At 45.3% G+C, this 12,664-nt stretch carries 16 protein-coding genes; all 16 read left to right on the plus strand.

Annotated elements, in window-relative coordinates; all coding sequences use genetic code 11:
- The first annotated feature begins 10 nt into the window (after nucleotides 1-10).
- On the plus strand, nucleotides 11-1,027 hold the full coding sequence (gene fliG / locus J2X75_RS03635) for a flagellar motor switch protein FliG (RefSeq protein ID WP_047842476.1): 1,017 nt from the start codon (nucleotides 11-13) through the stop codon (nucleotides 1,025-1,027).
- Nucleotides 1,020-1,883: a FliH/SctL family protein gene (locus tag J2X75_RS03640; protein ID WP_310334353.1), complete on the plus strand. Its 864-nt coding sequence runs from the start codon at nucleotides 1,020-1,022 to the stop codon at nucleotides 1,881-1,883. The genes fliG and J2X75_RS03640 overlap by 8 nt, the downstream gene beginning before the upstream one ends.
- Nucleotides 1,870-3,189, plus strand: coding sequence for a flagellar protein export ATPase FliI (gene fliI / locus J2X75_RS03645; protein WP_036609365.1), 1,320 nt, complete (start codon nucleotides 1,870-1,872; stop codon nucleotides 3,187-3,189). Before J2X75_RS03640 ends, fliI begins: the two co-directional genes overlap by 14 nt.
- Before the next feature lie 11 nt (nucleotides 3,190-3,200).
- Nucleotides 3,201-3,653, plus strand: a complete 453-nt coding sequence (gene fliJ, locus J2X75_RS03650) for a flagellar export protein FliJ (RefSeq protein ID WP_310334356.1) — start codon at nucleotides 3,201-3,203, stop codon at nucleotides 3,651-3,653.
- Nucleotides 3,654-3,696: 43 nt separating this feature from the next.
- Nucleotides 3,697-4,638, plus strand: a complete 942-nt coding sequence (locus tag J2X75_RS03655; RefSeq protein WP_310334359.1) for a MotE family protein — start codon at nucleotides 3,697-3,699, stop codon at nucleotides 4,636-4,638.
- Between the two features lie 39 nt (nucleotides 4,639-4,677).
- On the plus strand, nucleotides 4,678-6,066 hold the full coding sequence (locus tag J2X75_RS03660) for a flagellar hook-length control protein FliK (RefSeq protein ID WP_310334360.1): 1,389 nt from the start codon (nucleotides 4,678-4,680) through the stop codon (nucleotides 6,064-6,066).
- Between the two features lie 19 nt (nucleotides 6,067-6,085).
- Nucleotides 6,086-6,643, plus strand: coding sequence for a flagellar hook capping FlgD N-terminal domain-containing protein (locus tag J2X75_RS03665; protein WP_310334361.1), 558 nt, complete (start codon nucleotides 6,086-6,088; stop codon nucleotides 6,641-6,643).
- On the plus strand, nucleotides 6,640-7,023 hold the full coding sequence (locus J2X75_RS03670) for a TIGR02530 family flagellar biosynthesis protein (protein ID WP_310334363.1): 384 nt from the start codon (nucleotides 6,640-6,642) through the stop codon (nucleotides 7,021-7,023). The genes J2X75_RS03665 and J2X75_RS03670 overlap by 4 nt, the downstream gene beginning before the upstream one ends.
- A gap of 81 nt (nucleotides 7,024-7,104) precedes the next feature.
- Nucleotides 7,105-7,920, plus strand: coding sequence for a flagellar basal body rod protein FlgG (gene flgG, locus J2X75_RS03675; RefSeq protein WP_264929307.1), 816 nt, complete (start codon nucleotides 7,105-7,107; stop codon nucleotides 7,918-7,920).
- A gap of 68 nt (nucleotides 7,921-7,988) precedes the next feature.
- Entirely contained in the window at nucleotides 7,989-8,210 is a 222-nt protein-coding gene (locus tag J2X75_RS03680; RefSeq protein ID WP_017689179.1) for a flagellar FlbD family protein, read from the plus strand.
- Complete coding sequence (locus J2X75_RS03685) at nucleotides 8,210-8,671, plus strand: flagellar basal body-associated FliL family protein (RefSeq protein WP_310334365.1); 462 nt, start codon at nucleotides 8,210-8,212, stop codon at nucleotides 8,669-8,671. Before J2X75_RS03680 ends, J2X75_RS03685 begins: the two co-directional genes overlap by 1 nt.
- A gap of 40 nt (nucleotides 8,672-8,711) precedes the next feature.
- On the plus strand, nucleotides 8,712-9,710 hold the full coding sequence (gene fliM, locus J2X75_RS03690) for a flagellar motor switch protein FliM (RefSeq protein WP_124114075.1): 999 nt from the start codon (nucleotides 8,712-8,714) through the stop codon (nucleotides 9,708-9,710).
- On the plus strand, nucleotides 9,700-10,965 hold the full coding sequence (gene fliY, locus J2X75_RS03695) for a flagellar motor switch phosphatase FliY (RefSeq protein ID WP_310334368.1): 1,266 nt from the start codon (nucleotides 9,700-9,702) through the stop codon (nucleotides 10,963-10,965). Before fliM ends, fliY begins: the two co-directional genes overlap by 11 nt.
- Before the next feature lie 28 nt (nucleotides 10,966-10,993).
- A complete protein-coding gene (locus J2X75_RS03700; protein WP_017689175.1) occupies nucleotides 10,994-11,359 on the plus strand; it encodes a response regulator in 366 nt (121 codons plus the stop codon).
- Nucleotides 11,360-11,370: 11 nt separating this feature from the next.
- A complete protein-coding gene (locus J2X75_RS03705; protein WP_091017292.1) occupies nucleotides 11,371-11,907 on the plus strand; it encodes a flagellar biosynthetic protein FliO in 537 nt (178 codons plus the stop codon).
- Entirely contained in the window at nucleotides 11,904-12,659 is a 756-nt protein-coding gene (fliP, locus tag J2X75_RS03710; RefSeq protein ID WP_017689173.1) for a flagellar type III secretion system pore protein FliP, read from the plus strand. The genes J2X75_RS03705 and fliP overlap by 4 nt, the downstream gene beginning before the upstream one ends.
- Nucleotides 12,660-12,664: the final 5 nt, after the last annotated feature.

Consider the following 12,664-nt stretch of genomic DNA (forward strand, 5'->3'; position numbering starts at 1 on the left):
GGTGAACGCATTGGCGAAGGCAAGCAGTCAAGGTTTGACTGGAAGACAAAAAGCAGCAATTTTGTTGATTACATTAGGTCCGGAAGTATCGGCTCAGATCTTCAAACATCTGCGTGATGAGGAGATTGAGCAACTTACGTTGGAGATTGCCAACGTTCGCAAGGTTGATTCTTCCGAAAAGGACATGATCATGGCCGAGTTTCACCAGATCTGTCTGGCGCAGGAATATATCTCTCAGGGCGGTATCAATTATGCGAGAGAAATCCTGGAGAAAGCTTTGGGTTCTTCCAAAGCACTTGAAGTCATTAACCGTTTGACAGCTACGCTGCAAGTCAGACCGTTTGACTTTGCACGCAAAGCTGATCCAAATCAAATTTTGAACTTTATTCAGAATGAAAGTCCGCAAACGATCGCGCTGGTTCTGTCTTATCTCCAGTTCGAACAAGCTGCAGCGATTCTGTCATCTTTACCACAAGAGAAGCAGGCAGATGTCGCTCGCCGCGTCGCAGTTATGGACAGTACTTCGCCAGAAGTTATCTCTCAAGTGGAGCGGGTTCTGGAACAGAAGTTATCTTCTACCGTAACGCAGGATTACACCAATGCGGGTGGTATCGAATCGATCGTTCAGATTCTGAACGGAGTCGATCGGGGTACAGAACGTACCATTTTGGACTCGCTCGAGATTCAGGATCCGGAGCTTGCAGAGGAAATCAAAAAACGCATGTTTGTATTCGAAGATATCGTCAATGTGGATGATCGATCGATTCAGCGCATTATTCGGGATATCGACAACGCAGATTTGCAGCTGGCACTCAAAGTGGCAAGCGAAGAAGTTCGGGATGCCGTGTTCCGGAATATGTCGAAACGGATGTCCGAAACATTCAAAGAAGAGATGGAGTTCATGGGACCTGTGCGATTGCGTGATGTTGAGGAAGCTCAGACACGTATCGTAGGAACGATACGCAGATTGGAAGAAGCCGGTGAGATCATTATCGCACGCGGTGGAGGAGATGATATCATTGTCTAATTTGATTAAGTCTTTCCAGTATGTACCCGTTGATGACCGTAAAAAACTTGAAAATCATCATCATTATGTTGGTGCTGAGGAGTCTGAAACGGAATTATACGGTGATAGTGCTGAAGATTCTGAAGCAGAAACGCTTCAAGCACGCGTGGACGAAGAAACAAAACGTCTTACCGCAGAGATGCTGGAAGATGCCAAGGAGTTTGCAGAAAAGCAAGTACGTGAAGCTTCAGAAGAGGCAGAGCGCATGCTTCAAGAGGCCCGTGAACAGATCGACAGCTGGTGGCAGGAACAACGACAACAGGATGAACATCTCACCGAAGCGCTACGTTCACAAGGTTTCCAACAGGGTTTTGAAGAAGGCAAAGTACAAGCTGAACTGGATCTCCAGGTGCAGATCGAAAAGATGATGATTGAAGCCCAGGAAGTGCTCAAGGAAGCTTATGTAGCTAAAGAACAGATCATTCAGGAAGCCGAACCGTTCCTCGTGGACCTCGCTTGCGGGATCGCTGAGAAAGTCATTGATAAGCAACTTACCATTGAACCCGATCATACATTGGAACTGATTCGTCAGAGTTTGTCACGTAAACGGGAGCAGGGTTTGATCACACTCTGTGTGGCACCTGATCAGTTTACATTTGTACAGGCAGCTCGTGAAGAATTGTCTCTGTCCATTGACTCTCAGGCAGAATTGCAGATTTTGCCTGATTCAACGGTCAAAGATAAGGGATGTGTCATTCGTTCTTCGTTCGGAAGTGTAGATGCGAGAATTGATACACAGCTTGCTGAGATTAAAAAAGAACTGGTCCGCATAGCACTTGAGGATGAGGAGCGAAAAAATCAACATGAAGGTTCTTAGTTCACAGCGATATATGGAACATTTGCGCCAATTCGATCCTGTTCGTATTAACGGCAAAGTCACTCAGGTCATTGGTCTTATGGTGGAGTCAGAAGGGCCAGATGCAAGTATCGGTGACGTATGTTATATCTATCCTGGTAAATCAGCCAAGCCTCTTCAGGCCGAAGTTGTTGGGTTTCGAGATAACAAAGTGCTGCTTATGCCACTGGGTGAACTTCAATCCATCGGTCCTGGTTGTGATGTAGTAGGTACGGGTAAACCACTTGGCGTTCAGGTAGGCTCCGAATTGCTCGGTAAAGTATTGGACGGACTTGGACAACCGCTGGACGGTTCCCTTCTCCCATCCAGAATGCCGATGTACTCTACCTCCAATACACCGGTTAATCCAATGGATCGTCCACGTGTACTTGAAACGATGGGTGTTGGTGTAAGAGCTATCGATGGATTGCTGACCGTAGGTAAGGGACAGCGTGTAGGTATTTTTGCCGGCTCTGGTGTTGGTAAGAGTACATTGATGGGCATGATCGCTCGTAATACAGCAGCAGATGTCAATGTCATCGCGCTTGTGGGTGAGCGTGGACGTGAGGTGCGCGACTTTATTGAACGGGATCTGGGTCCAGAAGGACTGGAACGCTCCGTAGTCATTGTTGCAACTTCAGATCAGCCTGCCCTGATTCGGATTAAGGGAGCAGTTATTGCGACCACTATTGCAGAGTATTTCCGAGATCGTGGAATGAACGTGATGCTCATGATGGATTCGGTAACCCGATATGCAATGGCACAAAGGGAAGTTGGTCTGGCCGTAGGTGAACCTCCGGCAATGAGAGGATATACGCCATCGGTTTTTGCAAGTTTGCCCAAACTGCTTGAACGGGCGGGTACAGGACCTACCGGTTCGATTACAGCCTTTTACACCGTTCTGGTCGATGGGGATGACATGAATGAACCAATCGCGGATGCGGTAAGGGGTATTCTGGATGGACACATTGTGTTGAATCGATCCATTGCAAATAAAGGTCATTTTCCGGCGATTGATGTGCTAGCCAGCATAAGTCGTGTTATGAAGGATATTGCTCCGGAAGAGCAGTTGGAAGCCGTTAATAATATGAAACGTTTGATGGCTGTGTACAAGGAATCGGAAGATTTGATCAATATTGGAGCTTACCAGCGGGGATCAAATGCAGCCATAGATGAATCGATAGACCAGATTGATAGTATATGGAACTTTACCAAGCAGAAAGTCGACGAGAAAGTCACTTTAAGTGAAGTACAGGAACGTTTGATTCTTGAATTTGCAAGGAGATGAATGGTTAAGCGATGAAATTTCGATATCATTTCCAGAAAGTTGTTGACCTGAAGAGTAATGAAAAAACACAGGCAGAGTGGATGTTATCCACAGCGATCGGTAAACTTCAGACGGAGGAAGAACATCTGATACAACTTCTGAACGATAGAAATAATCTGATCGGGATTATCCAATCTGCTACGGAAAATACAGCGTCTGTAAACAGTCTGCAGGAGATGCAGCGTTATGTACACCACCTTGACGAGTGCATTTCACGCAAAAACAGTGATGTTAAACACGCTCAGGTCAATGTGCAGCGGAATCAGACGTTTCTAAACGGTAAGATGATTGACGAAAAAGTATGGCTTGGAGCGAGAGACAAGGCCAAGATCAAATTTCAGCAGGAGATGCTCCTCCGGGAACAGAACGATCTGGACGAGATGGCTACTGTACGCTTCGCTGCCAAAGCCGGACGCGCGAATTGATGTGAGCCGGACGCGAAGTTGTCTCGTGAAGGAGGAATGAACGATGGCTGTTAAAGATGATAGCGACATGGAAAAAGAGTCGGGAGGCGGTTGGGAAAAATTTCTGATGATTTCAATCCCGATTGTATTCACCGTAGTACTGCTAGGTGTACTACTTACGCTATTTAATGTAGATATTCGTAATAATTTGTTTGAATTCGCCAACAAGATACCAGTAGTCAAGGAATGGGTACCTGATCCTGTACTGGATCCGGAGAAGGAGAAGCTGGAGAAGAGTGAGCAGCAGGTTGAAAGTGCTGAAGCCACAATCGAAAAGCTGAAATCCCAGGTAACTGCCAAAGAAACAGAGCTCAAGGCAGCACAGGAAGCGACAACAACCGAAGCAAAGAAGGCCACGGACCTTCAGAAGAAGTTGGATGATGCGGAAAAAGCGGCTGAAACGGCTACAACAGCAACGCCAGAGACGGAATCTGATTATCAAAAACAAATCAAAGATTTGGCTAAAATGTATGCGGACATGAGCCCAAGCAAAGCTGCACCGATTTTGCAAAATATGACGAATGAGGAAATGGTATTGTTGTTGAATGCCATGCAGTCATCTGCTCGGACCAAGGTGCTTGAGAAGATGGACCCGAAAACAGCAGCCGATGTCACCATGATGATGAAGGATGCTAAACCGTCCGGGGATCTGGCACTGGATGCACTGCAGTCCAGATTGAAGAAAGAAACCGCAGCAACTTCAACTGCATCCACAACCACAAGCAAAAACCTGGATAAAAACCAGCTTAGTCAAACATTTGCTTCGATGTCTGCTTCAAGTGGTGCCAAGTTGCTATTGGAAACATACAAGTTAAGTCCTGACAAAACTTTGACCATCCTGAATTCAGTTGATGATGCAACACGTTCTCAATTGCTTGAGAACATGTCTTCAGAGGACTCGGTTGCAACTGCAAAAATTTTGAACAGATTAATGGGTAACAAGTAGAGTTGATTACACTGTATAACCGAGAGGAGGTGAAAATAAATGTCGATTGTCTATCAAATGGCATCCACAGCATCTTCAAAAGCAACAGGAGCAGGTCAGACAACCGGAGCACAATCGAAAGGTTCAGCTGCAGGTGCTAGCGGTGAATTTCTCCAAACTCTTGCACAATCGCTATCTGGAGGAAACACAGAAGGTGATAGTTCAAGCGCTACTGGAAGTTTAACTGCCAATCCGTTGGTGTTTTCCTTTGATACAAGTGAAGAAGGAGAAACGGCATCAATCACGGCTATACTGAATTCGTTGTTCACGGACTTGGATTCACTTGACGAAGCTTTGGAAAATGACCCAGCTCTACTTGCAGGTTTGCAAACTCTGATTCAACAGATGTATACACAATTAAGTAATCCTTCAGGTACTAATGCAGAAGGTTCCGACGAGTCTTCGAACGGAGCGGAAAGTGTAAAAACAGTACCCGCAATTGAACTGTCGCAGCATCCGGCAGCAGTACGTTTTGTTCTGCAAGATATGCTTACACAATTAGTAGCTGGAATGAATGACCCTGAGAGTAACGTTGCAAAGAACGCTCCTGAATTCAAACATTTGTTACAATCTCTGCAGAGTCAGCTTCAAGAGGCTGGAGTGGATACCACCAGTAACAAAGGATGGACTGAACTGAAATCCATACTGGATACATTGACTGCAGTTAAGGATCAGACTGCACAGGTCGCTCCAAGTACTTCGCTTCAAACATCCAAACAGGATTCGGTCGTACCACAAGTTCTTGTTGCGGCAGTGGCAAATTCTGGAACCCAGGTGAAAGCTGAGGCTGAGACAACATCTGCTTCAAATGCAGGTGGAGAAGTGGAACACTCAACCATCATTACTGCAGGAGAGCTGTCCTTGCGTTCATCAGGTACTACAGCAGGAAAACCGGCTGAACCTGTAATGCAAACATCACAGTTTGCCAAGGAAATGACACAGTTTGTTGTTAACAAGCTGGATATTGTCCAGCAAAAAGGATTTTCCGAGGCGACCATCTCACTTCGGCCTGAGCATCTAGGTAAATTGGATGTTCAAATTACCTTGCAGAACGGGCAGTTGGTTGCACGGTTTATGACTGAGCATACGATGGCTAAAGACATGCTTGAACAACAAATGACGCAGCTGCGTTCTTCACTTCAAGCCCAGGGGATTCAGGTGGAACGACTTGAGGTTACCCAGAACAGTTCAATTGGATCACAGATGTATCAGGACGGAGGCCGTCAGCCGGGAAGTAACTCTCAGCAACAACGCCGTTCGCGTGAGCGTGAGGAACAATCGGATGATGCTATAGCTACAGCAGGGATTCAAGAAGAATTGCGTAACTGGCGTAGCGAGCAAGTCGAAGGAAACGAATTACAGAGAGATACATTTAGTGCTAAGGCTTAAACAGAAATGAGGTGAGCATATGGCTAATGAAATTGTTTCAACGAATAATACCTGGCCGAACTATTCGGCAGCCAATAAAGCAACCACAAGTGCTGCAACAAAAGAATTGGGTAAAGATCAGTTTCTAAAAATCCTGATTACCCAGCTGCAAAATCAAGACCCGATGCAGCCGATGGAGGATAAGGAATTTATCGCTCAAATGGCACAGTTCAGCTCAGTGGAACAACTGGTCAATATTTCTACGCAGCTTAAAACATTGAACCAGTCCCTTGGTGCTGTATCTGGCATGATTGGCATGGAGGTAAGTTGGCTTTCTTCTAATAAAGATGATAACGGAACTCTTCGTCAGGGTATTGTAGATTCCATCATTGTAAGAGATAGCGTTCAATACGCAAAAGTGGGCAACGACGAGATTAAGCTGGATGAGATTATTCAGGTGAATTATCCAAAACAGGCAGAAGAGAGTCAAACTCCGGTACAGAACGTTCAGGATGTAACCCCTGAAACGAACGAGAGCCAGGCAGTTGAATCATCCGCTGAAACGGGTGATACGGAAGATAGCGGGAAAACGATATGAGTGATCGCATAACGGTTGGACAATTATATGCAGCCCCGATTACACCGAATATGCTTCAAAGACCCAAAACGGGAGAAGCTTCGGCTATACCCGAAAAACCTTTTGCAAAGGTGCTGGAAGATAACCTTCTGAAATTGAGCAATCATGCTGCCAAACGATTGGAACAGCGTGGTATTGAACTCAAGACCGAGCAAATGGAACAGATTGGTTCTGCTTTGGACAAAGCTGCTGCCAAAGGAGCCAAAGAGTCATTGATTTTAATGCAGGATATGGCTTTTATCGTCAATGTCAAAAATCGTACTGTGGTTACAGCTATGGATAGTGAGAGCATGAAGGATAATGTGTTCACTCAGATTGATAGTGCCGTAATCATTTCTTGACCGGCTGGCCCTTCTCGGGAGCCGGAATGCCGCTGACCGACTGATGCGGTAACCAAATGAAGACTGGGAGGATTTTTTAAAATGTTGAAATCAATGTACTCAGGCGTTTCCGGGATGCGGGGTTTCCAAACAAAACTCGACGTAATTGGTAACAATATTGCGAACGTAAATACGGTTGGCTTCAAAGGCAGTCGGGTTATGTTCAAAGATATTATGAGCCAAACAACGGCAGGGGTAACTGCCCCTGGCGATGCAAGTGGTGGTGTCAATGCAAAACAAATCGGTCTTGGTGTATCGGTAGGTTCAATTGATACGCTGCATCTGGCAGGTAGCCCTATGACAACGAATAATCCAACAGATCTTCGGATTAATGGAGATGGATTCTTCTTGGTACGTTTGAGTGAAGATCAGGAAGTACCTTACCTAACTCGTGCGGGGGATTTCCATGTGGATGCTGCACGTAACCTTTTGACTTCGGATGGATTGTTTGTTCTGGATAACGGTGGTGGAAATATTACGATACCGGATGATGTTGTTTCCTTCACGATTGGTCAGGATGGAACAATTAACCAGACCATGGCAGACGGAACCATCGAAGCAGGTCCACAGATTGGAATAGGTAAAGTTGTCAATCCAGAAGGCCTTGAGAAAATTGGGGGCAACTTGTACCGTATGACAGCAAACGCGAATCCGGATGGGGTGCTGGAACCATTGACAGCGAACAGTGCTGAGGACGGAACAGGAGCAATCATTGCTGGACAGCTCGAGATGTCTAACGTGGATCTCACTGGAGAGTTTACTGAGATGATCGTAGCTCAACGTGGATTCCAGGCAAACTCCCGGATCATTACAACGTCGGATGAAATACTTCAGGAAGTTGTTAACCTGAAACGTTAATAACTGATTAATGAATTTTTAAAACGTGGGGGAGCTTGCTCCTCCCACTCTGATCAAGGGGGCTTAGCATGATTTCGGTTACGCGGTTAAATGGTTCTCCCATGTGGTTAAATGCGCTGATGGTTGAAATTGTGGAAGAGACGCCGGATACGTATATTACTCTGGTAACTGGAAAGAGACTGATTGTGCTTGAAAAAGCCGCAGACGTTATTTCCAAGATTAAAGATTACAACCGTGAAATCGGGGTTCAGGCAGCCACTATTAAAGTGCAGCAAACGGAGGAATCCTGATGAAAAAAATGATGCCCTGGCTTGCAACAATGTTGCTGGCGATAACACTCATTGTGGTGGTTGTGTTTGTATTTATGCAAGGACAGAACGGGAATAAGGACGACACACATACGGCGGCAGCTTCAGAAGCCAAGAAGATGACTGCGGATGAGATTGTAGAGGTTTCCTCTGAACTTGGAGAAATTAAAACCAATTTGGCTGATACGGATCATGTTGTAATCGTCAGCTTCTCATTCAAGTTGACTGACAAAACTGCAAAAGAAGATTTTGAGAAAATCAAAGAAATTGTGGTGAAACCAATCATCATTCAGACACTTGCAGATACGAAGTCTGAGGAACTGGCTACAGCGAAGGGCCGAATATTATTTAACGAGAAATTGACCGGTCTTATTAATGAAGCTTTACCAGAAGGTAATCTAAGTAGTACGAGCTTTTCATCCATTGTGATAGCAACGATGTAAATGAACAGAACATGCTGTAGACCTGTAAGGGGGTGAGAACATGGTGGATGTATTATCACAAAATGAGATTGACGCCCTATTAGCAGCCCTTTCTTCTGGTGAAATGGACGCAGAAGAATTGAAGAAGGAAGAAACTCAGAAGAAAATTAGATCGTACGATTTTAAGCGGGCAGTGCGTTTTTCCAAAGACCATATCAGAAGCTTGACTCGTATTCACGAAAACTTTGCACGCTTTCTCACCACTTATTTTTCAGCCCAACTGCGGACGTTCGTTCAAATCAATGTCGTTCAGGTCGAACAGTTGCCTTATGATGAGTTTATCCGTTCTATTCCTAAGATGACGATATTGAACATTTTTGAAGCGGAGCCACTACAGGGACGAATGGTGATGGAAGTCCATCCAAACGTGGGATATGCGATGCTGGATCGCCTTCTTGGTGGAACCGGGAGTGCTCCAACAAAGATTGCATCGATGACGGAGATTGAAACGACCATCATGGAACGAATATTCAGCCGTGCATTTGAAAGTTTGCAAGAAGCATGGAAGACCGTGTTGGATATTACCCCGAGGATGGAAGCGCTCGAGACCAATCCGCAATTTATGCAGATTGTATCTCCCAATGAGACCATTGCTCTGATCTCGCTCAGTACCAAAATTGGTGACACGACAGGCATGATCAATCTATGCATACCGCATGTCGTTCTTGAACCTATTATGTCACGGTTGTCAACTCATCAGTGGTTTGTTTCGGAGAAGAAAACGAGAGCTCCAGAGGAGTATGATGCTCTAAGAGAGCGCGTGAACAAAGCCAAGTTACCCATCGTTGCGGAATTGGGAGAATCCAGAATTTCAATTGCAGAATTTCTGGGTCTATCCGTTGGTGATGTCATTACGTTGAACAAACCAGTTGATGAGGGACTTTCCATTAAAGTGGGTGACAAACTGAAATACATGGGCAGTCCGGGAACAATCAAGGACCGTGTGGCTGTGCAAATAGACGAGATTGTCACCGAAGGAGTTGAAGAATTTGACGAGTAAGGATTATTTATCCCAAGAAGAAATCGATGCTTTGCTCAGGCAATCGGAATCGATAAACAGCTCGGAACCCGCTGAAAAGACGGTTGATGATTTTTTGACCGAGCTGGAGCAGGATGCCTTGGGGGAGATTGGTAACATTACATTTGGTAGCGCGGCAACAGCCTTATCCACGCTATTAGGCCTCAAAGTAGATATTACAACACCTAAAGTTTCTATCATTAGTCGAACGCAGTTTGAAGAAGCTTTTCCTAAGCCACATGTTGCCGTTCATGTAAATTACGTGGATGGATTCGAAGGCATTAACTCACTTGTTATCAAGAAGAGAGATGCTCAAGTCATCGCTGATTTGATGCTGGGTGGCGAAGGAAATCCGGTCGATGAAGAACTGAATGAAATCCATATTAGTGCGGTACAGGAAGCGATGAACCAGATGATGGGTTCCTCTGCAACCTCAATGTCCACGATTTTTAATCGTTTTGTGAATATTTCCCCTCCGGGAATCGATATTCTCAATCTGGAGAGTGGAGAGGGTGTAAGTAATCTTCCAGCAGATGAGACCCTCATTCAAGTTTCATTTCGTTTGTTAATCGGGGATCTGATCGACTCCAATCTGATGCAGTTGCTTCCAGTTCATTTTGCCAAAAACATGGTAGATATGCTAATTGGAGGCGCTCAGGAGTCAACTGCCAGCGCACCGGTGGCATCAACACCTGAACCTGCGCCAGCAGCTGTACCAGCAACGCCACCACCGGTTGCGGAGCAGCCGCCCGTTCAGCACCAACAGGCTCCACAACAGCCTGCTCAGGACTATAACGGATATGGACAGGCCCCGATGGGTATGCCTCAAGGAATGCCGCCACAGCAGCCGTATGGCATGCCACCGCAGCAACCTTATGGTGCACCTCAACATTACGGTGGAATGCCAAATAGGAATGTTAACGTACAACCAGTTCAATTCGCCAATTTGCAAAATGGGTCGTATGGTCAGGTAGACGAAAACAATTTGAATTTATTGATGGACATTCCCCTTAAAGTCACCGTAGAATTAGGAAGGACCCAGAAGCAAATTAAAGATATTTTGGAACTGTCACAGGGTTCGATTGTCGAACTGGATAAGTTAGCCGGGGAACCTGTCGATATTTTGGTGAATAACAAACTGATCGCTAAGGGAGAAGTTGTCGTTATTGACGAAAACTTTGGTGTTCGTGTTATAGATATCGTTAGCCAATGGGACCGAATTCAGAAATTACAATAAGCACAATTTAGGGAGGACTTGAATCAAGATGGCAAACCGAATTTTAGTCGTAGACGACGCTGCATTTATGAGAATGATGATCCGGGACATTTTGTCCAAAAATGGATATGAGGTTGTTGGTGAGGCACAGGATGGCTCACAAGCAATTGAGAAATTTAAAGAGCTTCGTCCGGATCTGATCACAATGGATATCACGATGCCTGAGATGGACGGCATTGCAGCTTTGAAAGAAATCAAGAAGATTGATGCTAACGCAAAAGTGATTATGTGCTCTGCGATGGGTCAACAAGCGATGGTAATCGACGCTATTCAAGCAGGTGCTAAAGACTTTATCGTTAAACCGTTCCAATCTGACCGGGTTATCGAAGCGATCAGCAAGACACTGGGCGTTTAAGAGACATGATGATGGCTCAGGGTGATATTCCAGGAGGAGCTGGCGTGGGAAGTAATTATTATTTACAGCTTGTGTGGGTGATTGTTGTCCTGGCCGTCATCCTGGCCCTTATTGTTTATCTGATTCGTTTTTTAAACAAACGGAATCAGCAAATGTTCCGGCACGGCACAATTCGTACCCTGGGCGGGGTTGGACTGGGGCAAAACAAGTCGTTGCAAATTATGGAGATTGGTGGATGTGTATATCTGCTTGGTGTAGGTGAAGACATCCAGTTGATAGACAAGGTTTCGGATCTGGAAGAGGCCCAAAGAATCATTGATTCCTTCGAACGAGATGCTGCTGCACAACAAGGAAATCTCTCACCTCTCATTGCCAAGCTCACAAAACGTTTCCGTAGAGAAGAACCGCCGCGGGAAATGGAACTAGAGGACACAACTTCTTTTCACGAAATGTTTGAATCCAAACTTCGGCAGATGCCTAACCGTAAAGAGAAGATGGAAAAGCTCCTGGATAAAGACAATACTACAGATCGGTCGAGGGATTCATGAAGAAAAAGATTTGGTTAGCGTGTTGTTTATTAGGACTTATCAGTCTGGCATCTGTAACGGTTGCCTTTGCCGAACCCATTCCGAATATTGATATTCAGATTGGAAACGGTGATGGAGGGACACCAAGCACGAGTTCACTGTCCATCATTCTGTTAATTACGGTGCTTAGTATTGCTCCAGCAATGCTTGTACTGATGACCAGTTTTACTCGGATTGTGATTGTGCTCGGTTTTATACGTACATCTTTGGGTACACAACAAATGCCACCCAATCAGGTGCTGGTCGGATTGGCGCTATTTCTGACACTTTTCATTATGTCGCCGACGTTGTCTTCCATAAATCAGGTAGCGCTTCAGCCCTATCTCCAGGGAGAGCTTACGCAAACCGAGGCACTTGAAAAAGCAGCGGATCCCATAAAGAAATTTATGTTTAGTCACACCAGAGAAAAAGATCTGTTACTGTTTATGAAGTACAATCAGACTGAACAACCAAAGACCTACCAGGATATCCCAATTACTGTTATGGTGCCGGCATATGTAATCAGTGAGTTAAAGACAGCATTCCAGATGGGGTTTATGATTTTTATTCCGTTTCTGGTTATAGACATTGTTGTCGCGAGTACACTCATGGCAATGGGGATGATGATGCTTCCGCCGGTCATGATCTCATTACCTTTCAAAATACTGCTCTTTGTCCTTGTGGACGGGTGGTACCTGGTAGTCAAGTCACTGTTGCTGAGTTTTAACACTTGATCCGG

It is taken from the genome of Paenibacillus sp. 2003 (assembly GCF_031455635.1).
GTDB lineage: Bacteria > Bacillota > Bacilli > Paenibacillales > Paenibacillaceae > Paenibacillus > Paenibacillus amylolyticus_B.